Source organism: Enterococcus ureasiticus (genome assembly GCF_001730285.1).
Classification (GTDB): Bacteria; Bacillota; Bacilli; order Lactobacillales; family Enterococcaceae; genus Enterococcus_L; species Enterococcus_L ureasiticus.
On sequence record NZ_MIJZ01000017.1, the window covers coordinates 24,247 to 50,168 of the forward strand.

Here is a 25,922-nt window from a genome sequence, read left to right on the forward strand (position 1 = left end):
AAATTCAACAATTTGTTTAATATTCAGTTTATAATTCACCTTATATTTGGTATCATTATGATTAAGGGATTATATACTTATAGTTGGCAAACAGAATCGTCATACAAATGAACTCCTAGCACTCACAGAACTTGGGGAAGTTATTCATGCTAGAAGTCATTGATAGAGGAAGATTTTCCTTCTACCAGTAGTTAAACACTACGTATCAAATATACCACATAAAGGTCGAATTAGCCTATGATTTTGACTGGAAATTGCTAGTAACAACTGAATTATCGTTTTTTCATATTACCATGAATAACAAAAAGAAAGAGGGTATTATCTGTATGAAAAAAAAGAGCACAAACAATTTACAAGAAACTCGTAGTAGCAATAACATCTCTCAGAAGGAACTTGCTGAGAAAGTAAATGTTTCTATCCAAACGATCCAAAGCATAGAAAAGGGAAAATATAAGCCTTCCGATTCTTTGGCCTTCAATATCGCCAATTCCTTGAATAAAGAGGTAACGGACATTTTTTCTTAGGTCTTTATAATCTAGGAAAAAGTGTTTGTACTGTACAATTAACGGAATATTCAGGAACTATACCTAATTTTTGTTATCTAGAACTGAATAGGGACACTATGAAAAAAGCCAACAACAAAGAGAAGACACGACATCCATTTGTTGTTGGCTTTTTTCCTTCACAATTAAACTATCCTAAAAAAAGAAGTGATGTCTATTGACTAAAATAATGCTGAAGACTACCACAATATACCCAGATATTTCTTTGAATAATACTGAAAATTTTGGTATTGATATCCGTGTTAAAGATGTGAATCAAGACATTTTATTGTAAAATTACGGAATTAGAAGGAATTATTCACGCTATATCCATCCTTTTTCTTTCGCAATAGTCACTGCTTCTAAATTCCCTGGAATAATGAATAAATTTCTAAATTTGATTTGCAATGCTAACAATTCTAAAAGGGTTCCATCACTATTTGAAGTATGCAACGTTACTTCATCTTTTTCTTTCTCAATTTTTGATACATACGGTAATTCAGTTAATTTCGATTCATCCATTGTATCTAGTAACTGGAAGCTCAATTTATTTTGCAGCATTTCAGATTGAATGCTTTTTAATGTTCCATCATGAACGATCTCGCCTTGCTTCATTAGTAAAATCCGAGTAGCAATCTTTTCAATTTCCTCTAAATAATGCGTAGTTACGATAATTGTTTTACCCTGTTTTTTTAACGTATTGATTTTTTCCCAGAAAATTTTTCGACTAGTGACATCCATTCCTGTCGTGGGTTCATCTAAAAAAAGTAGGTCTGGATTTCCAATAATTGCTAATCCAAATGTTAAGCGTCGTTTTTGCCCACCTGATAGCTTCGTTGTATAGGTATTTTGATGCTCACTTAAACCTGTCAAATTCAATAATTCTGTTAGCGAAAGTGGAGTTGAATAGAAACTTTGGAAAAGAGTCAGCAGTTCTTTGACTTTGACATTATCTAAAGTTGTACTTTCTTGTAGCATAACTCCTATATTTGCTTTACTTTTTTTCTTCATTGGATTTGTTCCTAGAAGACTTAATTCACCACTTGTTGGGCGTACCAATCCTGTTAAACAGTTAATCAGTGTTGTTTTACCGGCACCATTTGGGCCTACTAAAGCAATGATTTCGCCATCATTTACAGTTAATGATACTTCATTTAAGATTACTTTTTTGTTGATAACTTTTGTTAGATTTCTTACTGTGATCATTGTTTTCTCCCCTTTGCTTATGTACTTATATTATCTGAATTTGGGGAATCTTGTTAGATGCTCTTGTCATGAATTTACCTGACATTTGTGATATAGACAGCAAAAAAACTCTTCCAGTGAAATTACCAGAAGAGTTTTTTACTTTTTTTCTTAATCTTCAATATATGTCCATTTAAAGTCATATTTTGCACCCGTTGAGTGGTAGACAACGTCTTTAACTTTCTCAGAGCGAAGATGTGCTTCAGCTTTTTGATACAACGGAATAACGCCCATGTCACCCATTATCACCTTTTCTGCATCAAGCATATCTTTCCAGCGTGCCTCTGGATTATTTGCGTTGGTTGTTGCTGCAGCTTCTACTAATTTGTCATATTCTGGATTTGAATAGTGACCTCTGTTATAAGAATTATTTGTTGTAAATAGATCTAAGAAACTACTTGGATCAGCATAATCTGCACCCCAAGCGCTAACTGCGATTTGGAAATCACCTTTGTTTGAGCGATCTAAACGAACAGAGAATGGTACTGGACTAACGGATACTTTTAATCCGTCTAGTGTATCAGATAATGATCCTTGAAGATATTCAGCCATTTTCTTCGCATTGTCAGTATCATCGATCAATAAGTCAACTGATAATGTAGAAATACCTAATTCATCTTTTGCTTTCTTCCATGATTCTTTTGCTTTGTCAACATCGTACACAACTTCGTCGCCTGACTCTTTCGCAAAGTCTTCATCTGTTTTTGGAGCTGTTGCTAAGCCTTCTGGAACAAGACCTAGCGGAACAGCAGAACCATTTGCCAAGATTTGATCCACTAACGCTTTACGATCGATCGCATATGAGATTGCTTTACGTAAATTCACATTGCGGTAAGGTGAGTTTTCTTCTCTTTGATTTGGTTCAAGATAGAAAGTTGACGCTCCTTTTAAGACGATATAATCTGGTTCATTTTTCATTTGTTGTGCTAGTTCACCAGATAGTGGCACTTCGTCTGCTTGTCCATCTTGGAATAAGTTTAATGAAGTCGGTGCTTCTTTTACAACATCGATTGCAACTTTATCCAATTTAACTGTATCTTTGTCCCAATATTTATCATTTTTTGTGTACGACCAGCTCGTATCTGTTCCAGGTCCATCAAAATCAGTTAATGTAAATGGACCATTATAAACAGCTTTATCACTAGCAGTTGTATAGTCTTTTCCATATTTTTCAGCAATATCTTGTCTTTGTGGTAAAAATGAAGGGAACGCTAATAAGTAATCAAAGTACGGTGTTGCTTTTTCTAAATTGATTTCTAATTCATAATCACCAATAGCTTTTATGCCAAGTTCTTCTTTTTTCATTTCACCTTTAGAAATCTTTTCAGCATTTTTTACAGAATTGAACATATAAGCATATTCTGACCCAGTTGCTGGATCAACCGTTCTCTGCCAGCCATAAACATAGTCTGCTGCCGTTACAGGTTTATCATCTGTCCATTTTGCATCTTCTCTTAATTTGATTTTATACGTTAAACCATCTTCGCTGACTTCAGCCATTTCTGCGGCTCCAGCTGGTTGAGGCTTACTCTCTTTATCTAAGCGGTAAATTCCTTCATAAACATTGTTCAACGCAACAAAACTTACTTCATCCGTTGCAAGTGAAGGGTCTGCGCTTGGCATTTCTTGTCTTTCAATAAATCTAAATACTTTTTCATCGCTGCCTGAACCGCCATCGGCATTTTTAGCGTTTCCACCACATGCAACTAAGGCAATGCTTGATACTGTAATTAAACCTAGTAAGGCACTTTTCTTTAATTTCATATAAAAAACCCCCAATTTTAATAAAAGCTATAAAGAATATAACAAAGTTCTAAGCTTATCACAATTAAAACACTACAATGGGTTTAGTAAAAATATTCTGAATTTTTTCTAATTTAAACGATAAAAAAAGAAGCAACTTACCCAAGGGCGTTGCTTCTTTTGACTTTACTTATTTAGCGTAATCTACTGCACGCGTTTCCCGGATAACGGTCACTTTGATGTGTCCTGGATAATCTAGGTCGTCTTCGATTTTCTTACGAATATCTCTAACTAAACGAACCGCTTCTAAATCTGTGATTTCATCTGGTTTGACCATGACGCGGACTTCACGTCCAGCTTGTACAGCAAAACTAGATTCAACTCCTTCAAATCCATTAGAAATATTTTCTAAGTTTTCTAAGCGTCGAATGTAATTTTCCATTGATTCGCTACGTGCACCTGGTCTAGCAGCTGATAAAGCATCTGCTGCTGCAACTAATACAGAAATAACAGAGGTTGCTTCTACATCGCCATGATGGGATGCAATTGCATTGATGACTGTTGAATTTTCTTTGTATTTAGCAGCTAATTCAGCACCGATCTCAACGTGAGAACCTTCGATTTCATGATCTAGCGCTTTACCAATATCATGCAATAAACCTGCACGTTTTGCTAATTGAATATCTTCGCCAATTTCTGCGGCTAAGACACCTGTCAATTTCGCAACTTCGATTGAGTGGTTCAATACGTTTTGACCATAACTTGTACGGAAACGTAAACGTCCTAAAATCTTGATCAAATCTGGATGTAATGTGTGAGCCCCAACTTCAAAGGCGGCTTGTTCACCGTATTCACGGATACGTTCATCCATTTCTTTACGCGACTTTTCAACCATTTCTTCGATACGAGCTGGGTGAATCCGACCATCTTGAATCAATTTTTCAAGTGTCATACGAGCGATTTCTCTACGAATTGGATCAAATCCAGAAAGTACAACAGCTTCCGGCGTATCATCAATAATCAAATCGATTCCTGTTAAGGTCTCTAATGTACGAATGTTACGTCCCTCACGACCGATGATTCTTCCTTTCATCTCATCATTTGGTAAACTAACAACAGAGACAGTCGTTTCAGAAACTGAATCAGCTGCACATCGTTGAATCGCTAGAGAAAGTAAGTTTTTGGCTTTACGATCTGATTCTTCTTTGGCACGTTGCTCAGATTCTTTAACCATTACTGTCAACTCGTGACTTAATTCTTCTTCTGTTGATTTCATAATGATATCTTTTGCTTCATCTTTAGATAGTGAAGCAATACGTTCTATTTCTTGGTGTTGCTTTTCAACTAGTTCTTCTACATCTTTTTCTCGCTCATCAATTAATTGCTGTCTAGCACCAAGTTTCTCTTCTTTTTCTTCCAGTGAGTTTTCGCGTTTTTCAAGAGAATCATCCTTACGATCTAACGTTTGTTCTCTTTGTAATAAACGATTTTCTTGAGATTTAAGTTCTACTTTGCTTTCTTTCAACTCACTTTCAATTTCTGACCGATACTTCTGGTTTTCTTCCATAGCTTTTAATAAAGCTTCTTTTTTCAGAGTCTCTGCTTCTTTCTTAGCACTTTCAATTATGCCTTCTGCAGAGGACTTTGCACCATCTATAGCCTTTTCATGACGTGATTTTGCAACGACTAACCCTAAACCAAGACCGACAATTACACCGATGATAGCGAGGAGAATTTCTAAACCCATTGTTTCCACCTCCGTACTATCTTCAAATTTTCAATATTCATGTAGTTTTCTGATAAACTATAATCAATTATCAATATGTCTACTTGCATACACGTAAAAGTTATATACTAATATTTGTATACAACTTTATTCTAATGTTTGTACACCAGTGTGTCAACTTAAAAAAGCCCTTTCCCGACGAAAGAGCTCTGGTGGTGAAAAGAATTTCCACTACGCAAAAAAACAAACCAACAAAAAGCTTTTGAAAGCTCTTATTGGTTTGCCGCTTCATCTGTATTATTCTTCGTCAAGAGGAAGTTCTTCTTGCGCTTGTTCTTCTTCAACGATAGCTGTTCCATCACCAATACCGAATGCATCACGAACACGTTTAGAGACTTCTTCGACCATTTCTGGATGTTCAGTCATGTAAACTTTAACATTTTCACGACCTTGACCGATTCGTTCTTCTTTATAGCTATACCATGCTCCGCTCTTATCAACAATATCTTTTTCTACAGCCATATCAAGTAATTCTCCTTCTTGAGAGATTCCTTGGCCGTACATGATATCTACTTCAGCGACTTTAAATGGTGGCGCTACTTTATTTTTAACAACTTTGATTTTTGTACGGTTACCGATAATGTCCGTTCCTTGCTTCAATTGTTCTGCACGTCTTACTTCTAAACGAACAGTTGCATAGAATTTCAAGGCACGACCACCAGGTGTCGTTTCAGGATTACCGAACATAACGCCGACTTTCTCACGAATTTGGTTAATAAAGATCGCAATTGTCTTCGTCTTATTGATCGAACCTGAAAGCTTACGTAATGCCTGTGACATCAAACGCGCTTGCAAACCAACGTGACTTGCACCCATTTCCCCATCGATCTCTGCACGAGGTACTAGGGCTGCTACAGAGTCAATAACCACAATGTCGATTGCACCACTGGAAACTAATGCATCTGCGATTTCTAATCCTTGTTCACCAGTATCTGGTTGCGAAAGAAGTAGTTCATCGATATTTACACCTAATGCTTGTGCATATTGAGGATCTAAGGCATGTTCTGCATCGATAAATGCAGCAGTTCCGCCTTGTTGTTGTACAGATGCGATCGCATGCAATGCAACAGTCGTTTTACCAGAACTTTCTGGTCCATAAACTTCAACGATTCGTCCACGAGGATAACCGCCTACACCTAATGCCACATCCAATGCTAGTGAACCACTGGGAATAGTCGAAATTTGTTGATCGATCTTTTCCCCTAATTTCATTACGGAACCTTTACCAAAGTTCTTTTCAATTTTTTTTAATGCGGCATCTAAGGCCACTTTACGATCATCTGCCAATCGATAATCCTCCTTATATATAAACGATTTAAATTCCTTTTCAATAAATATATCATAACTGGTTTATTTAAAAAAAGCAAGAGAAAAACGAACAAACATTCGCCTTTTTATTTTTTCTTATCTAATGCTCTTCGAATCAGGTCTAAGCCTTTCATTACAGCGCTTTGACGAATGTACTTTCGATCACGATTAAAATGTTGGAGTATAGCTAAAGTCGGCTGACCTTTTTGCGCTAAACCGATCCAGACAGTTCCTGCTGGCTGACCTTCTAATTCATCTGGACCAGCTACACCTGTAAACGATACTGCAAAGTCTGCATCTGCTAATTTTCTTGCTTGTTCTGCCATTGCGATTGCACAATATTCGCTGACTGTTCCTTCTTTTTCAAGCAATGCCGGATCGATCCCTAAAAAATGTTCTTTTGTCTCAGCAGAATAGGTAACAAAACCACCCTTAAATACTTCTGAAACACCTGAGATATCTCCTAAGGTACTTTGAAAAAGACCTGCTGTCAGACTTTCTGCGACTGTTACGGTTTTTCCGTATTTTTTTAGTGTCTCTACTGTGACTTTTACTAAACTATTCTCGTCACCATATCCATAGAAATACTCACCGACTTTATTCATGACTTTCGCTTCCAGACTATCTAACAACTGCTGACCTGCTATTTCATCAGCGATCTTAGCTGTTAAGCGTAATGTTACTTCATTCGGCTTAGCATATGGGGCGATTGTTGGATTGGTCTGAGTGTCGATCAATTCTTTTAATTCTGTCACTAATTGCGATTCTCCAATCCCATAAAATCTCAAAACTCTAGAGATTAGCTGCTCTGCTTGCGGGAAAAATTCTTCTAATAATGGACGAGCATTTTGTTGAAACATCGGTTTTAACTCATTGGGAGGTCCTGGTAATAATAAATAAGTCGTCTCATTTTCGGTGATCAAGGTTCCTACTGCTAACCCTGTAGGATTTTGAACAGCAATTCCCCCATCGATCATCAAGGTCTGTCTTAAATTATTTTCAGTCATTTTATTTTTTGAAAACTTGAAAAATTCATGAAGACGAGTAAGCGCCTGCTTATCTTGGACTAAAGAACGATCGATATGTTCAGCTACAGTATCTTTGGTTAAATCATCATCTGTCGGCCCTAATCCGCCGCATAAAACGATTAGATCACTACGTCCCTCAGCTTCAATCAGCAATTGTTCTAAGCGCTGCGGATTGTCTCCTACAACGGTATGATAATACACCTCGATTCCTAAATCTGCTAATTCTTCTGATAGAAAAGTCGCATTTGTATTGACGACTTGCCCTAATAACAACTCTGTACCAACTGCAATGATCTCTGCTTTCATTTTTCTCCTCTTCTCTAATAAGATACGTAAACGATTCTTATTTCATTTTATCACAGGAAATTTTTTTATTGCTATCAAACGGCTTTGTCTACTTTATAATTTAAAACAGTGATATTAGTATCATTTATATAATAATATGATACAATTTGTATATTGAGGTAAAAGGAGGAACAGCATAAAAATGACAGCAATTATTGGATTATTAAGTTTTTTAGGGATAGGAGTTGGAGGTTTTCTTTCATTGAAAGCTATTTTCAAAAAACAACCGAAAAAGAAGGCTTTAATTTTTACCGGAGCTAGTTTTGTCGTAATGATCGGTGCGCTAGCCTTAGCACCCACATCACCACGCATTGACATTGCAGACAAATCAATAGAAACAAACGATCAAGGAACCGCAATAATAGAAGGAAAAACGAATGACCAAAGTAAAATCACCCTTGATGGGGAGAAAATCAAAACAAACAACGGAGAATTTTCTTACGAAGTTACGTTAAAAGATGATCAGCCTCAAAAACTGACTTTCGTCGCTTCAATCGGTGACAACGACAAAGCTGAAACAATCGAAGTTAAACCATCAAAAGCCTTCGTTGCTTTTTTAAATGAAGAAAAACAAGATCAAGATACACTGAAAAAAGCCGAAACTGCCCTAGTTTTAGCCGAAAATAAACCCACGAAAAAAAATTATGATGAAGCCGCAACTCGTATTACTTCATTAACAAAGGAAAAAGACGACTTTACAAAACGTTTAGAGATCGTAAAAGAGAATGTACCGATTTACGAAGCTGTTGAACTGGCGGAAACAAAACAAACAAAAGAACAGGTCGATTCAGCAACTGCTTTAGTAGCAAAAGCAACTCTAAATAAAGACTCTTTACTAAAGCGTTTAACAACTGTTCAGCAAAAAATTACTGAAAAAGAAAAGACAGAAAAACAAATTGCCTCAGCTCGTGAAGCTGTAGAAAAAGCCGAACAGGAACCAACAGATGATCATTACAACCAAGCCATTGCTAGAATCAAAGAACTACCAAATGGCAATACTGAATTAACAAACCGGGCAAATGGCGTAAAACAAACACTCGCAGCTCAAAAAGAAGAAGCAAAAAAAGTAGCTGAAGCGCAAAAAAAAGCTGCGCAAGAAGCCCAAAAAGCAGCTGCTGAACAACAACAAGCACAAGCCGCAGCAGCCACTCAAACACCAGAAACTCCTGCACCAAACACACAAGCAGTAAGCCAACGAGTATTAGTTACTCCTACTGGAAAAAAATACCATAATCGTGTCTGTGGAAATGGAACTTATAACGAATCAACATTAGAGCAAGCACTTGCCGCTGGGCTAGAACCCTGCTCTAAATGCTTCGGTTAAATAAACACATAAAAAAGAATTTCCAAAACAAGGAAATTCTTTTTTATTATAAAGCCATTCTTCTTATTGATGCACACTAAAACGTTGGTTTGGATGTGCATTTTTTTCAATCTCATCGACCATCGCAATCGCGTAATCAGCGTATGAGATATAGCTCTTGCCATCTTTATCTGCTTCTAATTCTTCGCCAGCTGCGACATAACTGCCTGTTGCTGGACCTTCTGCATCAAAATCTGCTGCTGGACTAATATACGTCCAATTAAGGCCTTTAGCGGCTTCTAACAAGTCCAAACCTTTACCCATTGCAGTTGCTAATGGTTTAAATGCTTCAGGAAAATTTGGTGTTTCACTTAAGCGTACAGTATGTTCTGGGTTTACAAATAAACTTCCAGCGCCACCGACTACTAACAAACGTGTTTTTGTATTTGTCAAAATATCGATTAGATGTTGTGTTGATCCAGTAAATTCACTCACATCACCCCAGAAACCTAAAGCACTAACCAAAACATCAAAGCCTTTTACATCGTTTGTTGTTAAGTTGTAGACATCTTTTTCGATCACAGGTGTGCCATCTGTGATTTTGGCCGCATCACGAACGATCGCTGTCACATCTAGTCCTCGTTTTTTTGCTTCTTTCAAAATGGCTGAACCTGCTTTACCGTTTGCTCCTAAAATTGCTACTTTCATATTTATCTTCCTTTCTTTTAATGAAACTTTTTCTGTTACATTTAAATCTAAAAAGAGAAGAGACATGTTCAAGTCTCTTGCTGCTTGATTTGATGGATTACATCAGATAAAGCGATCTCTTTCAATTCTGTCTCCATACTTTGCTGAACCTTCGTATATTGTTCTTCTAAAGCTGTTTGGATATTTGCTCCTACTAGACAGTTTGGATTAGGATTTTGGTGAATATTGAATACTTCGTGATCTAATTCAACTGCTTCATAAATATCATAAAGAGAAATATCTTCTGGTTTTTTCAGTAAATAGGTCTGAGTCGCGCCTCTACTTGTATGAATGAGTCCAGCTTTTTTCAACTTGCTCATCAGTCTTCTAACAACAACTGGATTAGTATTTACACTTGATGCGATCAATTCAGAATTAACACGATCGGGTGGCCCGATTTCGATTAAACTGAGGATATGGATCGCGACACTTAATTTCGTCGACATGGCCATGTCTATCACTCCAACTCTTAGTAACAATCTAAGTTACATTTGAATTTTACTGCGATTACTTGGAAATGTCAACAGATAGACTTCTATTAAAAGATTTATTTTTACTTTCATGATAAAATCAAGGATAAGTAGTACCTCAATCCAAAGAATAGACACTAAACATACATTCATTTTCTAAAGGAGCCTAACATGGAAATCAAACTATCTGTCCGTATCTCGGAAACCAAAACAACGATTGAATTTAACGACCACCAAGGAGTCATCAACATACTTGATGCGGCAAAAGAAATCACCCTAGATCAACCAGCAGTCTATATTTTACTCAAAGACCATACAATAATTTCAATAGGAAAATCAGAAGCAGGGATTTTCCAAAATGAATTAGATTTTAACAAAATAATCACAGTTACTCCATCTTGGGACATCGAACTGGACTATTTAGTCCAACAGTTTATCACAGAAGCTGTTGAAAACGACATCAAACTTGCTAATATACCTGAGATAAAAACAAAGATTCCAGCAAGCTATAAAAAAACAGTCACATCTTACAACAATGAAGTTCTATTCGTTCTTGAAAAATTTGGCTACCATTTAAAACACCATGAGGAACCTAAAAAAACAAAAGCTAAACCGGCCAAAGCACGTCATAAATGGACAAAAGAAGTCAGCCAAATAGAATTTTTTATAGATGCAAGAGGATGCAAAGCCACTGCTCTTTGGCACAAACGAAACGAAATGCTCCTAAAAGCTGGTGCTACAATGATGCCTGAACCGTCACTTAACAAAGATGGGTCACTAGGATTTTCTGCCAAAATGGGGCAAAGAATCAGAGAAGATCATAAAGATAAAGTAAAAAATTTTGTCACAACTGAAGATATCATTTTAAAAAGCGTCAATGAGGTCGGCTTATTTTTATACTTTGGAGGAACAAATAGCTGGTTGGAATTAATCGATGCTAACGGGAAGACACTGAATGAGTGGACAGTCGTTGATTAAGAAAAGAAAGCTAGCCTTACAAATAGAATAATAAAAAAGCGTAGTATTCATCCATTTCGGAGAATACCACGCTTTTATCTTTATCTAGCCATTGAAGTGTATTTCATTATTATAACTAAAATTCAACATCATAATAATAATTTACTACTAAATCTTTACCAGTTTTTTCAACGATAAAATCACTATGATCGATTTTTTCAAGTTGACCTTCGCCACCTACACTTGAGAAGTCAAAAATATAGTCATTTACTTTGAACTCACTTCCAATTTCCATATCGTGAACAGACTCTTGATAAACTACATACTCTTTTATATTAGTATCATAAATCCAATGTTTAACCGTTACCGGTACAACAAATCTAGTTGGTGTTTCAGAAAAAATCACTTCATGTTTGCCATTCGTTTTTAATTGACTCACTTCATTTTTGTTCAAGCACAGTTTACTTTCTTGACGCGAACCGATGATTTTAAGTTCTTTAGGCGTTCCTTTAGAAAGGTCTCCTAGTAAACCACCTTGCGCATCTAAAAAGACGTTATCAGGTTCTGAAACCCACGTATAATTTTTCATATCTTTCATATTACGGGCAACACTTGTAAAGTCTGTTACAAATACAGGTATATCATCTGTAATTTCAAATGTTGGTTTTTTATACTCTTCACGAACTACAGCACCTGAGTAAGCACGTAACATTTGTTTATCTGCATGAAGCGCTGAATATGGACTGTTGATATCTGTAGAGATACCAGTAATTGAGCTACCTGCGTCTTCGGCTTGGATATGCGCAATGATTGAACGAGCTCCAGCAACTTTCCCTTCGCCTATAACAGTGGCACCTTTCCATGCATAAATATCGCGATAAGCGTAGATCCCTATCCCTTCACTACTCGTACCTTTTAAAACAGCGTCATGATACGGTTTAATATCATTTTCACTATAAATTCCGTAATTTGCACCAAAACCTTCTACCGTACCGCCATCCATTTGGATTTCATTATGAACGAACAAACCTGTCCCAGCAGCTGTTGCTGTTACATGTCCTTTGCCATATTTTGACATCTTGAATGCACGTAAATGCATGCCAACAGAAATACCTGTATCTTCAGTAGTAGTTACGTTCAACTCGCCATTTCCTCTAAATTCAAGGGTACTTTTTACATTAATTGCGCCCATATTTACTGGTTTCGTGTTATTCAAGTTGATTGTGATTGTTCGTGAGCTATATAAAGTTGCAGTCTCGTCTAACAAATATTCACCTTTTTTAGTCGTTAAAACATTTGTCCCATCTGCTTTTGTTGTAATAGTTGCATCGTAGCCTTTCAAGTCAGTATCCGCCGTCAAAACGGACGCAGCAAAAGCTTTTTGTCCTCCTGTAAATACCAATAAAAATGCGATCATCACAAAAAATAAATACCCGATAGTTTTTTTAGTCATGTTCATTAACTTTAATCTCCTTTTTTATTCTTTAATTCATTTAGTCTTTTTTAGTTTCAAGACAGCACTCAATATAACACGGATTTTCTCAGTTTTTTCTCAATTTTTTTTGAATAGAAGAAGATAAATGATAATGCAAATATATCATAAAAAAAGATAAATATTACATCGTTATATAAATCAAAATAAACGAAATTTACCATATAAGAAAAGCCAAAGAAAAAATATATTTGTCGACAGTAAAGAAAACTATCTCCCCTTAAAATTGATTTTTTCTCTAAAAGATACTATTAAATTTTTTTTCAAATGAAAGCTAGCAATACATAGTTCGATTGATCAATCAAACTTGTAAACCATTCTATTTTGTGAACTGACTCTGCCACTTACATCAACATGTTTTTTATCTAAAATTTTTTTGTTTTAAAAAAAGATAATTTTTTTTGGGCTAACTATCTGAACGGCTTCCCTGCTAAACATTTAAGTATTCCAAAAATAGCTTCTTCCCCCTTTGTAAAGATCTTTATCAACTGCGAATTTATCTCATTAAATTAAAAATTCAGACACTCTCTATTAACTGTCTAAAACATTACAGCTATCCTTTGTTAGTAAAAATGATCCTTGTTACAATGACGGTGTAACAAATCAAAAATCAGGAGGGATATTTATGAAGTACGTAAGTGGAAACTATGAAGCATTTGCAAGAAGCAGAAAACCAGAAGGCGTGGATGATAAAAATGCCTATATCGTTGGCGCAGGCTTAGCCGGTTTAGCAGCAGCAGTCTTTTTGATTCGAGACGGACACATGAAAGGTGAACATATCCATATTTTTGAAGAACTATCCTTATCAGGAGGCTCTTTGGATGGAAAATTCATACCCCATGATGGTTTTGTTACGCGTGGCGGTCGTGAAATGGAAAATCACTTTGAATGTTTATGGGATCTTTTCCGTTCTGTTCCTTCATTAGAAGTAGACGATGCCTCAGTCTTAGACGAATTTTACTGGCTGGATCATGATGACCCTAACTCTTCAAATTGCCGAATCATTTACAATCGCGGCGAACGTGCAGCTGATGACGGTGAATTTACTTTATCTAAAAAAGCCCAAAAAGAATTAGTCGATTTATTTATGACATCAGAGGATAAGCTTATCGGGAAAAAGATCGAAGATGTGTTCACTGAAGAATTCTTTGAATCTAATTTCTGGTTATATTGGTGTACGATGTTCGCTTTTGAAAAATGGCACTCAGCTATTGAAATGAGACGCTATGTAATGCGTTTTATCCATCATATCAAAGGATTACCAGATTTTACTGCACTTAAATTTACACGCTACAATCAATTTGAATCTTTAGTTAAACCATTGTTGAGCTTTTTAAAAGACAATGGCGTAGACTTCCAATATGAAACAAAAATCAATGATATCAAAGTCGATATCACCGAAGACGCAAAAATTGCTAAAAGCATCTTACTAACAAGAGCTGGAAAAACAGAAGAAATTCACTTAACAGAAAATGATTTAGTCTTTGTCACAAATGGCTCGATCACTGAAAGTTCGACAGAAGGCGATCATCATACACCTGCGCCGATCACACATGATTTAGGCGGTAGCTGGAACCTTTGGAAAAATTTAGCGAAACAATCACCAGAGTTCGGAAACCCCGATGTCTTTTGTGAGAACTTACCCGCTGAAAGTTGGTTTGTTTCCGCTACTGTAACCTGGGAAAATTTCGATATCGAACCTTATATTTCTAGATTGACACATCGTAAAATGAGAACAGGAAAAATCGTAACGGGTGGAATCATTACCATCAAGGATTCTAACTGGTTAATGAGTTTTGCAATGCACCGCCAACCCCATTTCAAAGAACAAAATGAGCAACAATCAATCACTTGGGTCTACGGCTTGTTGTCAAATACTCCAGGAAATTATATTAAAAAACCGATCGAACAATGTTCTGGTGAAGAAATTGCTCAAGAATTGATGTATCACTTAGGCGTTCCTGAAGAAGACATTATTAAATTTGCGCAAAATTCATGTACAGCGATTCCCGTTTATATGCCGTTTATCACCTCTTACTTTATGCTGCGTGAACCTGGTGATCGTCCATTGGTCATTCCAGAAGGTTCTAAAAACTTGGCCTTTATTGGTAACTTTGCAGAAACAGAACGAGATACAGTGTTCACTACTGAATACTCAGTTAGAACTGCGATGGAAGCTGTTTATCAATTACTTGATGTTGAACGCGGTGTACCAGAAGTATTTGCTTCAGCTTATGATTTGCGGACATTGGCGAATTCCGTTTACTACTTATCAGATAAGAAAAAACTGACTGAAATGGAATTACCTTTTGTAGAACGTAAAATCGTTGAGAAATTTGTTGAGAAAACAAAAGATACCTATATTGGAGATATTTTGAAAGATGCTGATTTATTGTAAAGCAAATTGAAACTGTCATAATATACAAAAACCTACTTGGTTCTTTTAATAAAAGAACCAAGTAGGTTTTTCATTATATCTTTCTAAAAATAAAAGCTAAACAGAGGTTAACTGTTTTTTCAATTTCACATGTGCTTCATTCAACCACGGATGAATCACCTGGATATCATGATTTAATAAATACTCAATATAATAATAAGCAGCTTCTTCTAACGAATTCTCCAATGCCGTCATAAGACCTACAATATACGGTGGTTCTCCCTCTTGATCCCATTTTATTTTATCTGCTATAAATACAACTAAATCTAAATCCGAATAGTCCCCCTTTAAAGTGGTATGACATTCTATAGCAGACAGAATCGCTGGATCAGTCACCTTGAATTCATTTAATGCTATCGCCTTTGATATTTTTTGGTGAATGATCATCGGAAGCGCCAGTTCTTCTTTATATAACTCGAGTCCCATCCTCTTAGCTACATCGATTCTTTGATTATTTGGATAAATTGCTGAAATATCATGCAAATAACCTGCAATTCGAGCTTTAGCCGGTTCATCCAAATAATCCTTACCTAACTCATAAGCATAGTCTCCTACTGAAATACAGTGATCATACGTTTTTAGGCAATTTTGCTCAACAAGAAACTTCTTTACTACATTTCTCAAACTATTATGATCGAACGTTCCCATATCTCGAGTCTCCTTAATCTATTATTTATCATTTTTTTAAAAGTTACTCTTATGATACCACCTTAATTAAACATTAGCCTTTACTTTTTACGGTATAAAAAATACACTCTCCTGAAAAGAAGAGTGTACAAAATAACTGGTCATTTTTAAAAATCATATTCCGCCTCTTTTTTCTGAATCATTGTTTGGTATGTATCCAACAATAAGAAAAAGTCATCCACGAATCGATCTAAGCGAAATTCAATATCAGGGTTCTTGATTTCTTGACGAATAATATCCTGATCCGTAATAAACACATAGTTTGGCACTAAATTAGCCTTCATATAACTCAAAATCGGACGAATTTGTTGTTCAGGGATCAAAAAGTGTTTTTCTGATCCAGCCGTAACGATCATACCTGCCACCTTATTTCGAAAAGCATTGACTGGTAACATATCAAATAAATTCTTCAAAGTCCCTGGCATAGCCGCTTGGAAAATTGGTGTTCCAATAATCAAACCATCTGCATCCATAATTTTTTTCAATGCTGTGCCAACGTCACCTTCATGCTGAAGATATTCTCGCCCATCTGCAAATGGAAATTGTATTTCGGAAAAATCAATGACCTCCACTTCGGCATCTTCACGTACATCTTTTATTTTATTGATTGTATAATTTACAGCTACTCTTGATTTACTGCCAAAAGCTGAGCCGATTATTGCTACGATTTTCATAACCATTCCTTCTATTCTTTGGTATATTTTTTAACTTCCGGCATCACTTTTGTCGCAATCAATTCAATATTTTTCTTCACCAGATCCAACGGCACACCACCAAAATCGATTTGAGCCATAAAACGTTGGTGTCCATATAATTCGTATTGATAAAGCATCTTCTCGATAATTTCATTGACGCCTCCGACCATTAGCGTATCTCGTGTATCTTGCGATTGAGCAAAATGTTGCTTAGGATACGTTCCGCCACGAATCGCTGACCAGCCAGCATTTAAAAATGGATACATTTCTTTACGTGCTTGACTACCCGTTTCTGCAACATAAAACAAACTCGTCGTGGCAAGTGGGAATTCTTTCTCATCATAACCTGCTTCTGTTAAAGATAAACGATATGCATCCACAGCCCGTTTAAAAATTGGTGCCGGTCCCGCTAATGTCGTCAGCATCATTGGAATTCCATCTAATCCTGCCTTGATTGCACTGTCTGCAGGTCCGCCTACTGCTCGCCAAATAGGTAAATGTCCACGAACTGGTTGCGGTAGGATTTCTGCGTTTTCTAGTGGCGCCCGAAATGCACCTTCCCAATTCATTCGTTCATTTGGTGTTGCTTCATTCAATAGTTTTAACAAATGCATTTTTTCTTCAAACAATTCATCATAATCTTTTAAATCAAACCCAAGCAGTTCATAAACACCGACACGAGAACCTCGACCTGCAACAATTTCAGCACGACCATTTGAAATTAAATCTAATGTAGCATACTCTTCATACACTCGGACTGGATCATTGGTACTTAGAACGGTGACTGAGCTGGAAATTTTGATATTTTTTGTTTGTGCTGCAATTGCAGATAGAATCACTTGGTTAGCTTGCCCGATAAAATGACTTTGGTGGCTTTCACCAACACCGAAAACATCGATTCCTGCTTCATCGGCAAATTTTGCTGCCTCAATAATGTCATTGATTCGTTGTTGCTCGCTGATTATATTTCCTGTCATTGGATTTTTAACGTGATCGCCTAAAGAATACAAACCTATCTCCATGCCTTTTGATGGATCAATGCCGAATTTTTCATTCATTTTTTTGTTCATTTTCCTGCACTTCCTTTTCATTATCTAAATATAGGATTAGTTCATCAATTTTTTACTGATTTTAGCTAGTTGAAGGACTTCCTGTTTCGTTAAATTGTCAAAAGCAGATGCCTGCTGTTTACTTTGTTTAAGGAAGCAAGTATCTAACTGTTCTTGACCAATATCCGTCAAAGAGATGTATTTTTCCTTCCATTCTTGTTGGCGGGTGATCCAACCCTCTGCTTCAAATTGCTTGATCATTTGCGAAACGCCACCTTTGGAAAGAAGTAATTTCTCCCCTAGTTCCTTTTGTGTGATTGGCTGATTTTCCTGAATCCGATGAAGCATATCAAATTTTGAAACGTTTAAGTCATATTGTTTTAGAAATTCATTGGACTGAATATTGCTTTTTTGAACAAACTGCAAAATAGACATCCAACAACTTAATTTTACTTTTTCTGAAAGTGATAACTTTTCCATTGATTGACTCTCCCTCTTAAGTTTAGAACTAAACTGATAGTGTTAGTATAATACACTTACTAAAAACAAGCAAACTATAAATACTACATCTGCCAGTAAAATCTTCCCTTTGATTCTTTCTACTATTATTAGTATAATGATTATGTTTTTCAGATTGTAACCGAAAGTGATAGAGTGGAGATTATAGAATGATGAATAATTTTTGGGCAGAATTACCAAAGCCTTTTTTTATTTTAGCACCGATGGAAGATGTAACGGATGTTGTCTTCCGCCATGTTGTCAAAGAAGCAGGCGCACCTGATGTTTTCTTTACTGAATTTACAAATTCAGATAGTTACTGCCATCCAGATGGCAAAGAAAGTGTAAAAGGACGTTTAGTGTTTACCGAAGATGAACAGCCTGTAGTCGCTCATATTTGGGGTGATAATCCTGAATTCTTCAGAGAAATGAGTCTCGGATTAGCGGAAATGGGGTTTAAAGGCGTAGATATCAATATGGGTTGTCCCGTTCCCAATGTAGCAGGTCGTGGAAAAGGGAGCGGTCTTATTTTGCGGCCAGAAGTGGCGTCTGAGTTGATTGAAGCGGCTAAAGCTGGTGGTTTACCTGTTAGTGTTAAAACACGGATCGGGTATGCAGAGATTGCTGAAATGGAAGACTGGATCACTCACCTATTGAAACAAGATATTGCCAATCTTTCTGTTCACTTACGGACACGAAATGAAATGAGTAAAGTCGACGCCCATTGGGATCTGATTCCTCAAATTATGGAAATTCGTGATCGTGTTGCACCGCAAACATTCATTACGATCAATGGTGATATTCCTGATCGACAAAAAGGTCTAGAACTTGCGGAACAATATGGTGTAGATGGAATTATGATTGGCCGTGGAATCTTTAAAAATCCTTATGCGTTTGAGAAAGAGCCTAGAGAACATTCGCCTCAAGAATTACTTGGTTTATTGCAATTACAGCTCGATTTGCAAGACCAGTATGCTGAATTAGCTCCACGCTCGATTGTTGGCTTACATCGTTTCTTTAAGATTTATGTTAAGGGATTTCCTGGAGCCAGTGATTTGCGAGTTAAATTGATGGGAACAAAATCAACAGATGAAGTTCGAGAGATTTTAGAAACATTCTATACTGATAAACCAATTGAATTAAAATAGTCTATTTGGATTCAAAGCTCCTTCATTTTATTTTCATTTCTACTTTAAAATAAAAAAAGTGGCTGGGACATAACTCTTTGAGTCACAACCCAGTCACTTGGAATCCAGATAAACGATGGGAGTAGAAGCAACTACCACACTTCAATCACATCACATTCTAAGTGCCAAAGCACTAAGATTTGAAGACTTCGGTAATAAGCTTTTGTCCCAACCTTGTTAAAACGATTATTAAGTACTTCAAAATCTCTCAGTTTTCTAATTTTCTATTTTGAATTAGTTTCCTCTTAATTCAATCCTCTCATTGCACGAACGGATACAAGGACTGTTTCACCATTTGTCATTTCAATTTCACGTAGTCTTTTGTTAACTGTCTTTATATTATTTTTATTTACAACAAATGACTTATGGCACCGATACAGACATTCATCATTTGCTTCGATATCACGAATTGCGCCGTAAAACTCCAATTCTCTCGTCTCTGTATGTAGAATTAGTTTATGTGGAACTGTAGAAGATTCAAAAAACATTATTTCATCATACGGAATCGAACGAACCGTGTCACCCATCTTAACCTTAAAAGATTTGACCTTACTACTCACACTATCACTCAAATATCTCTGGTGCGCAACATTTATACATTCTCTTACCCGCCGATCAATTTCTTCTGGTATATCTTTGATGATATAATCCATTGCTTCAATTTTATATGTAAATGTTAAATAAGACATCTCGCCGTGTGTAGTAACAAATACAATTTTCCCTACATTATCTAATTTTCTTATTTCGTAGGCTAATGCGATTCCAGACATTTCATGCTGCAAATCTACATCAAAAAAATACAATCTAATTTGATTTTGATTCGCTTTAACGTGTTCCATCACTTCTTCTGGATTGCCAGTTGATAAAGTCAGTTCCATATCTAAATCTTCTATCATAAGATAATTTTTAATTGTCGTCTCTATTCGTTCCCGTTGTTTTGGATCATCTTCGCAAACTATAACTGATAACATACATCCTTCTCCCCTTTTCATATCCAATTCTCAAAAATCGACTTTACTACTCCTCTATCTCAGAAATATAAAGGATTTGCGTAAAACGTTCCTTCTCAATAACCGTCTCCAACGTTGTATTCGATGCGCTACCTAACAGCTCGTCCACATTACTCAATCCTAAGCCACGACCTTCTCCTTTAGTAGAATAGCCTGCTTGACGTAATTCCCTGTAATGGCCCACTTTCTCTCCACAGGTATTCTCTACTATAATCTGTACACTATTTGGATACTTGATCACCGCTGTTTTCAAACTTCCTGATCCCAACCTATCCAATTCTTCTATAGCATTATCTAAAAATATACCGAGAACTCTGACTAGAATCAAAGGATCCAACCATATTTCTGTCACTCGTTCACTAGCTTCAAAGGAGGCATCTAACCCTTGTTCTTGAGCATAGATCAATTTTGAGGCTAACAAACTTTTCACTGCTTTGACTTCTATTTTGCTTAAATCGTCCAATTTAAAATTATTTTCACTGATACTTTTTGAAGAACGTTGAAGTGTTGAACGATAATACTCTGACAAACCTGACAAATCTTTTTCTTCAATGTATGAGTCTAATGAGGACAGGATATTTTGATAATCATGACGAAATTTTCTCATTTGGGCATATTGCGTCTCTATTTCTGATGTATAACGATGCATGGCTTGGTATTCTACTTCCTTCTCTTTGACCTGATACTCTTTCCTCAATGAACGAGAATAAAAAGAGAACGATACCAACATAAATACCAAATACATTGAGAAAAACAGCAAATTCAATTGAATCAGTTGAATCGTATTGCCTAATCCAACGCCTAAAAAGATACATACTAAATAGACTGCGTATGTAAAGAAACACAATAATGACACGACATGCCCTTCTTTGGAGGCTAATCCTTGTGGTAACCGGCGAAGTAATAGTTTTCTGGCTAAAATACAGAAAATGGTACTCAAAATAAACACGATTCCTTGATGAATTAAAATATATACCATTGGCGAGAAGTTACTAGGAACTCCTAAAAAAATATCAATCATTGAAGCAACATGATCAAACAACAAATTAAAAATCATTGCTATTCCAAGACTTCCCATAACTGGTATAAACTTTTTTAAGTCAATATACGCAAGTATAAAGTTTCCACATAATAAATATAACGCACCATAAACACCAATAAGCTGATATAAAAATCCTCCTAATCCCCCCAATAAAAGAACTGCTACTATTCGAAAAAATGATTTATTAATCTTACCAGCAATCAACCCTACACAAATATATCCTACTATAAATTGTAATAATACTAATACAGACAATGCTTCTTTCACCAAAACAGCCCTCTCATCACTAAGATTTAACATCTCTATTTTACAAACTATCATATGTATACGTAATCATAAAATTTAATACCACTATATTTAAATCAGTTTAGTATCTACAAATTACTAATCCTCTATGAATCAGTACATAGACTATTGGGTTAAATCGGCTAGGAATATCCCAAAAATTATCACTTACAGATGCAACATGACCAAAAAGCAAATTAATAATCATCGCTATTTCAAGATTTCCCACAGTTGGTATGATCTTTTTTTAATCGATATATGTAAGTATAAAATTTTCACCCAACCAAAATAACGCGCTATAAAGCCCAACTAAAAAATGCATTAATGTCGTAAGCATATGTAAAAAAACTATTGTTATTCTAATAACACTAATTCTTGTTCTTCCTTTACTTAATCCAATACAAATATAAGAAAATATGAATTGTAACATCATTACGACCATCTTCTACCAATTTCCTACATAATCCACAAACTCATCCTCTTCAATATGTATGATATTGAAGCCTAAGTATACACTATATATAGAAAAAATGAAATATTTCTCAATATTATAGTTGACAAAAAGAACTAGATATTCTAATTCACTCTTCGTTCAAAGTTGTTAAAAACATTTTTTTTCAGTTTCTAAGATAAAGTCACAGCTATTCTATCAACATTTTATTAGAATATCCTAAACCTGGACTGAGTACAAAAAAACTCTATCTCATTTGCATACAATTAACTGTATACTACAAATAAGATAGAAGCTATATGAACTCAGTAATATTGTTCTTTTAGTTTTATAGTCCGTTTGATTCACTTTAACTCTTCTGGTATTTCTGGCTCATAGCCCCATCCTAAACAACAATTCTGAATTGATAATCCACCAAATCCTACAAATAATCTTACTAATACGTTCGTCATTTTTTGTTCCTCCATTTTTTAATTATACTAATGATTTGAAATCAAGTGTTAATAATTTATTTGATACTGGCATAACAAGCAATCCACACAGCAATCCACCAAAAATAAGTAAATTACTAATAAATAAATTTGGTAAAACAAGCCCAACCATTAAGATTGCATTTGCTAACAATGCATTCCTTCTTAATCTACGTTGACGTTGCCCATCACCAATATGATTCTTCTTTGTTTTTCCAGGCGCATATTTGAACAAAATAACAAAATTAATTAGACTGACTACCAACAATCCTGTTGTTGAAAGTGTCACAATTTGAAGTAATGACGGAATTCCTATGAACAACACACTACTAATCACTGTGCACCCGATACTTGATGATGAGTGGGCACCATATGCGAAAAAGCGAATCAGCATAAAAGCACTATGAAAAATCAATACTTCTAATGGCAACTGTACTAGAAAAGCTAAACCGTAAACAACCATCAATTTTGTTACATTGAGTAGGAAAACTTCCAGCCCTAATTTACATTTTAAATACTCTGTTTTTGAAAGTTCTTTTTGCTTTGTCATTTTTTCCAACATCTGCTTAGCTAGAAGCTCTGTCATTGATAATTTCATCTCCATATTGCTCTCACCTCTTGTTTATAGAATACCTGTATACAAGTCGTTCCAACCAAAACTGTCAAAAAAAAGGCTTTTTATATCACTAATGTCTCTATTCTGTTCTTTCGCTTAGCAAAATCGTTGCTTATTTTATCCAAACTGTCTACACAGTAAATGAGCGTGGACAAAACTAAAAATCAGTTTTGTGTCACGCTCTAAAACCGAATAAACGGCGAGAAAAAAGCAACTCCTTCGAGGATAAGCTGAAATTGTTGTAAAACACAGTGAATGTAATAAGCTGATGTTGCATAATACCTACTTGGTCACAAAAATTTGAAGAGCACCAATTAGGAATCATTCAACATCGAAATTAAAAATTTCGTGTTTCTTGTCATTTCCGTAAATTCCCTCTTATTTCTCGGAGCTAAACACTTTTCTCTCGGCCTCATTTAGCTATTTAATTATCAAGCTTTACCAGCCAAATGTTTACGATTTCTCCAAGTGTAGAAAAAGTACTATTAGCACTTCCGGGTGTCAATTGAATATCTAATTCTGAAATTTTTTGAATAAAATTAGTTTTTTTCACTTGCTGTTCTACCGTTAATGGATACTGTGCCGTTTGATACAATAAAATGGACTGCCCTCCATCGGGTGGAATATCTAAATCAGCTGATTCATAGACATTGATCATTTTTGATGGTTCCTGTTCTGCAATAAAAAGATGGCGATCATTGACAAAAATAGGGACCAAGTGTTCCTCTGTTAATACTGTAAAAGTTGTAAGTAGTTGATAAAAGACTGGATTTAAAAATGGAGCTTGCCCCAATTTTTCGTAGAAAACTAAGTCAAAACTGCTAAGTCGTTTTCCAGCCAAATAAAAATTTATTACATCTTTGATCGGCTCCTTCATACAATCGTCATCCCATTATCAATTACTAGATTCTGGCCTCGAATACCGGAAGCATTCTCCTGATGTAGGAATAAAATGCTCGCTGTAACACTTTCATTGGTAATAAATGTTTGATTTGGAATTTTCGCTCTAAGGCAATGCCCTTGCAATGATGAGGTCAAATATTGCTCCGTTTTTTCATTTAATATATAAGATGGAGAAACAACATTTACTCGAAGATCACGTTGTTTCATTTTGGCAAATTCTACTGTTAAGTTTTTGGCTAAGTGAATCAACGCCGCCTTACTTTCTCCATATCCAATTCGATTTTCGTGACCAACAACGCCATTTTGCGAACTACAAAAAACAATACTGGCCTTTTTAGCCATATAATGTAGGAGCTTCTGAATAAAAAATAGTGTCCCTTTAATGTTCACAGCAAACATGTCATCCCATTCATGAAGTTGAATGTCCATAAGTCCTTTAGCATAATTGAGTCCTGTTAAAATCGAAACTTTTGTAATTTCTGGAAACTCAGATAAATCTAAAGAATCTATTGCATCCATATCTGAAAGATCCAACTGCAGTTGAGGATAATCGCTGATTTCATTGATTTGCTTATCAATCACTAAAAACGATTCCCCTGAAAGCTGATGAATCAAGTCTTGACCTAAACTTCCATTGCCTCCAACAATAATGTGCATAATAAATCCCTCCTTAACGAACTTGATATGTAGATAAATCAAGCGTTTTTTCTATCAAACCATCTGAGAATCGCACATTTGCTTCTTCTTGTGCTACGATACGATACTTTTCCATTCCGCAAAGTCTAGCAAAACGACTGCTTTCATACCATAATTTGCTAATAAGTGGAATATCTTTTGTAACCACTGAATCCATTTCAAATAGTCGATATTCTTGTTTCCCACCGATAGTAAATGAGTCCTCTGAAGATAATACAATTCTATTTATTGAGACCCCGCCTTCCATTTCAAAAAAATTGTGGCTTTTTCTAAGACCATCACCAATTTCAAGAGATATGAGTTTATTATCAGCCATCATTTCCTGCCAAATTTGGTACGTATCATCTCCCGGCATCACAACCTTCTTTCCAAATGGATAGTTCAGATAATAAACGTCTTTTAGTTTAAAATGAATGATTTGCGGCAAATCAAGTCGCTTATATTTTTCTTCCATTTCTTTGATTGTTGAAACTTCGATGATCATAGCACTATTAATAGCGGCTTTTCTAAAATATAAATCACTATTTTCTATGCTCACATTATCTGGGATAAAGATATGCTTGATACAATTCTGAGGAATCTCTGGATAAACACCTGTAAAATAGCTTAACAGTCCTCTTTTATATGCATTCAATATGGTAGCTTGTTTCTGTACTTTTTTAAACTCAATTTGAAACTGTGTGTTGGGAAATGACTGATAGTGTCTACTTTTCAGATAGCTACAAACGCGGTAAGAGCGAGAAACAAGCCATTCCTTATCTGAAAGAACTGTTATTCTTACTTTCGCTGGAATCACCTGACTAAAAAATCCCGCAAGTTCCTCAAAACTCAGACTATTTTGATTCAATAACTGATTAACCCCATTGACCCATAGTTCAATCCCGATCCAATTGTCACGCTCAGTGAAATACACGTTAATTTCCATTTCAC

At 35.7% G+C, this 25,922-nt stretch carries 24 protein-coding genes; 5 read left to right on the plus strand and 19 right to left on the minus strand.

Annotated features, from left to right (window positions below):
* The first annotated feature begins 326 nt into the window (after positions 1 to 326).
* Positions 327 to 524, plus strand: a complete 198-nt coding sequence (locus BCR21_RS15850; RefSeq protein ID WP_069647448.1) for a helix-turn-helix transcriptional regulator — start codon at positions 327 to 329, stop codon at positions 522 to 524.
* 342 nt (positions 525 to 866) lie between these two features.
* Here BCR21_RS15850 and BCR21_RS15855 read toward each other — a convergent pair whose 3' ends face one another.
* The 5 genes from BCR21_RS15855 to BCR21_RS15875 all read right to left on the minus strand — a co-directional run bounded on the left by BCR21_RS15855 (position 867) and on the right by BCR21_RS15875 (position 7,958).
* The gene (locus BCR21_RS15855; RefSeq protein ID WP_069647449.1) at positions 867 to 1,748 is read right to left on the minus strand and encodes an ABC transporter ATP-binding protein; all 882 of its coding nucleotides are present in this window, start codon (positions 1,746 to 1,748) and stop codon (positions 867 to 869) included.
* A 150-nt stretch (positions 1,749 to 1,898) separates the two neighbouring features.
* Complete coding sequence (locus BCR21_RS15860) at positions 1,899 to 3,551, minus strand: peptide ABC transporter substrate-binding protein (protein ID WP_069647450.1); 1,653 nt, start codon at positions 3,549 to 3,551, stop codon at positions 1,899 to 1,901.
* A gap of 169 nt (positions 3,552 to 3,720) precedes the next feature.
* Positions 3,721 to 5,277: a ribonuclease Y gene (rny, locus tag BCR21_RS15865; RefSeq protein ID WP_069647451.1), complete on the minus strand. Its 1,557-nt coding sequence runs from the start codon at positions 5,275 to 5,277 to the stop codon at positions 3,721 to 3,723.
* A gap of 276 nt (positions 5,278 to 5,553) precedes the next feature.
* A complete protein-coding gene (gene recA / locus BCR21_RS15870; RefSeq protein ID WP_010762249.1) occupies positions 5,554 to 6,603 on the minus strand; it encodes a recombinase RecA in 1,050 nt (349 codons plus the stop codon).
* Between the two features lie 107 nt (positions 6,604 to 6,710).
* Positions 6,711 to 7,958: a competence/damage-inducible protein A gene (locus BCR21_RS15875; protein WP_069647452.1), complete on the minus strand. Its 1,248-nt coding sequence runs from the start codon at positions 7,956 to 7,958 to the stop codon at positions 6,711 to 6,713.
* A 181-nt stretch (positions 7,959 to 8,139) separates the two neighbouring features.
* Between BCR21_RS15875 and BCR21_RS15880 the strand changes: the two genes are divergently transcribed.
* Positions 8,140 to 9,321 (plus strand): hypothetical protein, encoded by a 1,182-nt coding sequence (locus tag BCR21_RS15880; protein WP_069647453.1) that lies wholly within the window; start codon positions 8,140 to 8,142, stop codon positions 9,319 to 9,321.
* A gap of 63 nt (positions 9,322 to 9,384) precedes the next feature.
* Here BCR21_RS15880 and BCR21_RS15885 read toward each other — a convergent pair whose 3' ends face one another.
* Both BCR21_RS15885 and BCR21_RS15890 read right to left on the minus strand, forming a co-directional pair.
* Entirely contained in the window at positions 9,385 to 10,008 is a 624-nt protein-coding gene (locus BCR21_RS15885; RefSeq protein WP_069647509.1) for an NAD(P)-dependent oxidoreductase, read from the minus strand.
* A gap of 68 nt (positions 10,009 to 10,076) precedes the next feature.
* The gene (locus BCR21_RS15890) at positions 10,077 to 10,499 is read right to left on the minus strand and encodes an Rrf2 family transcriptional regulator (protein ID WP_069647454.1); all 423 of its coding nucleotides are present in this window, start codon (positions 10,497 to 10,499) and stop codon (positions 10,077 to 10,079) included.
* 189 nt (positions 10,500 to 10,688) lie between these two features.
* Here BCR21_RS15890 and BCR21_RS15895 point away from each other — a divergent pair, with 189 nt between their 5' ends.
* A complete protein-coding gene (locus BCR21_RS15895; RefSeq protein ID WP_069647455.1) occupies positions 10,689 to 11,495 on the plus strand; it encodes a hypothetical protein in 807 nt (268 codons plus the stop codon).
* Positions 11,496 to 11,610: 115 nt separating this feature from the next.
* Here the strand turns inward: BCR21_RS15895 and BCR21_RS15900 are convergent, their stop codons facing one another.
* Positions 11,611 to 12,933, minus strand: coding sequence for a hypothetical protein (locus BCR21_RS15900; protein ID WP_069647456.1), 1,323 nt, complete (start codon positions 12,931 to 12,933; stop codon positions 11,611 to 11,613).
* Between the two features lie 658 nt (positions 12,934 to 13,591).
* On the opposite strand from BCR21_RS15900, the gene BCR21_RS15905 reads away from it, so the two are divergent.
* On the plus strand, positions 13,592 to 15,364 hold the full coding sequence (locus BCR21_RS15905) for an oleate hydratase (RefSeq protein WP_069647457.1): 1,773 nt from the start codon (positions 13,592 to 13,594) through the stop codon (positions 15,362 to 15,364).
* Positions 15,365 to 15,460: 96 nt separating this feature from the next.
* On the opposite strand, the gene yqeK is transcribed toward BCR21_RS15905, so the two are convergent.
* The 4 genes from yqeK to BCR21_RS15925 form a co-directional block, all read right to left on the minus strand.
* Positions 15,461 to 16,051 (minus strand): bis(5'-nucleosyl)-tetraphosphatase (symmetrical) YqeK, encoded by a 591-nt coding sequence (gene yqeK, locus BCR21_RS15910; protein ID WP_069647458.1) that lies wholly within the window; start codon positions 16,049 to 16,051, stop codon positions 15,461 to 15,463.
* A 146-nt stretch (positions 16,052 to 16,197) separates the two neighbouring features.
* Positions 16,198 to 16,764, minus strand: a complete 567-nt coding sequence (locus tag BCR21_RS15915) for an NADPH-dependent FMN reductase (protein WP_069647459.1) — start codon at positions 16,762 to 16,764, stop codon at positions 16,198 to 16,200.
* Between the two features lie 11 nt (positions 16,765 to 16,775).
* The gene (locus BCR21_RS15920) at positions 16,776 to 17,855 is read right to left on the minus strand and encodes an LLM class flavin-dependent oxidoreductase (RefSeq protein WP_069647460.1); all 1,080 of its coding nucleotides are present in this window, start codon (positions 17,853 to 17,855) and stop codon (positions 16,776 to 16,778) included.
* Positions 17,856 to 17,891: 36 nt separating this feature from the next.
* Entirely contained in the window at positions 17,892 to 18,314 is a 423-nt protein-coding gene (locus BCR21_RS15925) for a MarR family winged helix-turn-helix transcriptional regulator (protein ID WP_069647461.1), read from the minus strand.
* A 188-nt stretch (positions 18,315 to 18,502) separates the two neighbouring features.
* Between BCR21_RS15925 and BCR21_RS15930 the strand changes: the two genes are divergently transcribed.
* The gene (locus BCR21_RS15930; protein ID WP_069647462.1) at positions 18,503 to 19,480 is read left to right on the plus strand and encodes a tRNA dihydrouridine synthase; all 978 of its coding nucleotides are present in this window, start codon (positions 18,503 to 18,505) and stop codon (positions 19,478 to 19,480) included.
* A 284-nt stretch (positions 19,481 to 19,764) separates the two neighbouring features.
* On the opposite strand, the gene BCR21_RS15935 is transcribed toward BCR21_RS15930, so the two are convergent.
* The 7 genes from BCR21_RS15935 to BCR21_RS15960 all read right to left on the minus strand — a co-directional run bounded on the left by BCR21_RS15935 (position 19,765) and on the right by BCR21_RS15960 (position 25,917).
* Positions 19,765 to 20,490, minus strand: a complete 726-nt coding sequence (locus BCR21_RS15935; protein ID WP_084013369.1) for a LytR/AlgR family response regulator transcription factor — start codon at positions 20,488 to 20,490, stop codon at positions 19,765 to 19,767.
* A 46-nt stretch (positions 20,491 to 20,536) separates the two neighbouring features.
* The gene (locus BCR21_RS15940) at positions 20,537 to 21,838 is read right to left on the minus strand and encodes a sensor histidine kinase (RefSeq protein WP_167351798.1); all 1,302 of its coding nucleotides are present in this window, start codon (positions 21,836 to 21,838) and stop codon (positions 20,537 to 20,539) included.
* Positions 21,839 to 22,651: 813 nt separating this feature from the next.
* A complete protein-coding gene (locus tag BCR21_RS16760) occupies positions 22,652 to 22,759 on the minus strand; it encodes a cyclic lactone autoinducer peptide (RefSeq protein ID WP_205684852.1) in 108 nt (35 codons plus the stop codon).
* A 22-nt stretch (positions 22,760 to 22,781) separates the two neighbouring features.
* A complete protein-coding gene (locus tag BCR21_RS15945; RefSeq protein WP_069647465.1) occupies positions 22,782 to 23,381 on the minus strand; it encodes an accessory gene regulator AgrB in 600 nt (199 codons plus the stop codon).
* A gap of 436 nt (positions 23,382 to 23,817) precedes the next feature.
* Entirely contained in the window at positions 23,818 to 24,270 is a 453-nt protein-coding gene (locus BCR21_RS15950; protein ID WP_069647466.1) for a hypothetical protein, read from the minus strand.
* Positions 24,267 to 24,953: an SDR family NAD(P)-dependent oxidoreductase gene (locus tag BCR21_RS15955; protein WP_069647467.1), complete on the minus strand. Its 687-nt coding sequence runs from the start codon at positions 24,951 to 24,953 to the stop codon at positions 24,267 to 24,269. The genes BCR21_RS15950 and BCR21_RS15955 overlap by 4 nt, the downstream gene beginning before the upstream one ends.
* A 13-nt stretch (positions 24,954 to 24,966) precedes the next feature.
* Positions 24,967 to 25,917, minus strand: coding sequence for a hypothetical protein (locus BCR21_RS15960; protein ID WP_069647468.1), 951 nt, complete (start codon positions 25,915 to 25,917; stop codon positions 24,967 to 24,969).
* Positions 25,918 to 25,922: the final 5 nt, after the last annotated feature.

What these genes read in the sequence shown, in the direction of transcription:
- BCR21_RS15850 (WP_069647448.1), top strand. Translation starts at nt 327, where the DNA reads ATGAAAAAAAAGAGCACAAACAATTTACAAGAAACTCGTAGTAGCAAT.
- BCR21_RS15855 (WP_069647449.1), bottom strand. Translation starts at nt 1,748, where the DNA reads ATGATCACAGTAAGAAATCTAACAAAAGTTATCAACAAAAAAGTAATC.
- BCR21_RS15860 (WP_069647450.1), bottom strand. Translation starts at nt 3,551, where the DNA reads ATGAAATTAAAGAAAAGTGCCTTACTAGGTTTAATTACAGTATCAAGC.
- rny (WP_069647451.1), bottom strand. Translation starts at nt 5,277, where the DNA reads ATGGGTTTAGAAATTCTCCTCGCTATCATCGGTGTAATTGTCGGTCTT.
- BCR21_RS15875 (WP_069647452.1), bottom strand. Translation starts at nt 7,958, where the DNA reads ATGAAAGCAGAGATCATTGCAGTTGGTACAGAGTTGTTATTAGGGCAA.
- BCR21_RS15880 (WP_069647453.1), top strand. Translation starts at nt 8,140, where the DNA reads ATGACAGCAATTATTGGATTATTAAGTTTTTTAGGGATAGGAGTTGGA.
- BCR21_RS15885 (WP_069647509.1), bottom strand. Translation starts at nt 10,008, where the DNA reads ATGAAAGTAGCAATTTTAGGAGCAAACGGTAAAGCAGGTTCAGCCATT.
- BCR21_RS15890 (WP_069647454.1), bottom strand. Translation starts at nt 10,499, where the DNA reads ATGGCCATGTCGACGAAATTAAGTGTCGCGATCCATATCCTCAGTTTA.
- BCR21_RS15895 (WP_069647455.1), top strand. Translation starts at nt 10,689, where the DNA reads ATGGAAATCAAACTATCTGTCCGTATCTCGGAAACCAAAACAACGATT.
- BCR21_RS15900 (WP_069647456.1), bottom strand. Translation starts at nt 12,933, where the DNA reads ATGAACATGACTAAAAAAACTATCGGGTATTTATTTTTTGTGATGATC.
- BCR21_RS15905 (WP_069647457.1), top strand. Translation starts at nt 13,592, where the DNA reads ATGAAGTACGTAAGTGGAAACTATGAAGCATTTGCAAGAAGCAGAAAA.
- yqeK (WP_069647458.1), bottom strand. Translation starts at nt 16,051, where the DNA reads ATGGGAACGTTCGATCATAATAGTTTGAGAAATGTAGTAAAGAAGTTT.
- BCR21_RS15915 (WP_069647459.1), bottom strand. Translation starts at nt 16,764, where the DNA reads ATGAAAATCGTAGCAATAATCGGCTCAGCTTTTGGCAGTAAATCAAGA.
- BCR21_RS15920 (WP_069647460.1), bottom strand. Translation starts at nt 17,855, where the DNA reads ATGAACAAAAAAATGAATGAAAAATTCGGCATTGATCCATCAAAAGGC.
- BCR21_RS15925 (WP_069647461.1), bottom strand. Translation starts at nt 18,314, where the DNA reads ATGGAAAAGTTATCACTTTCAGAAAAAGTAAAATTAAGTTGTTGGATG.
- BCR21_RS15930 (WP_069647462.1), top strand. Translation starts at nt 18,503, where the DNA reads ATGATGAATAATTTTTGGGCAGAATTACCAAAGCCTTTTTTTATTTTA.
- BCR21_RS15935 (WP_084013369.1), bottom strand. Translation starts at nt 20,490, where the DNA reads ATGTTATCAGTTATAGTTTGCGAAGATGATCCAAAACAACGGGAACGA.
- BCR21_RS16760 (WP_205684852.1), bottom strand. Translation starts at nt 22,759, where the DNA reads ATGACGAACGTATTAGTAAGATTATTTGTAGGATTTGGTGGATTATCA.
- BCR21_RS15945 (WP_069647465.1), bottom strand. Translation starts at nt 23,381, where the DNA reads ATGGAGATGAAATTATCAATGACAGAGCTTCTAGCTAAGCAGATGTTG.
- BCR21_RS15950 (WP_069647466.1), bottom strand. Translation starts at nt 24,270, where the DNA reads ATGAAGGAGCCGATCAAAGATGTAATAAATTTTTATTTGGCTGGAAAA.
- BCR21_RS15955 (WP_069647467.1), bottom strand. Translation starts at nt 24,953, where the DNA reads ATGCACATTATTGTTGGAGGCAATGGAAGTTTAGGTCAAGACTTGATT.
- BCR21_RS15960 (WP_069647468.1), bottom strand. Translation starts at nt 25,917, where the DNA reads ATGGAAATTAACGTGTATTTCACTGAGCGTGACAATTGGATCGGGATT.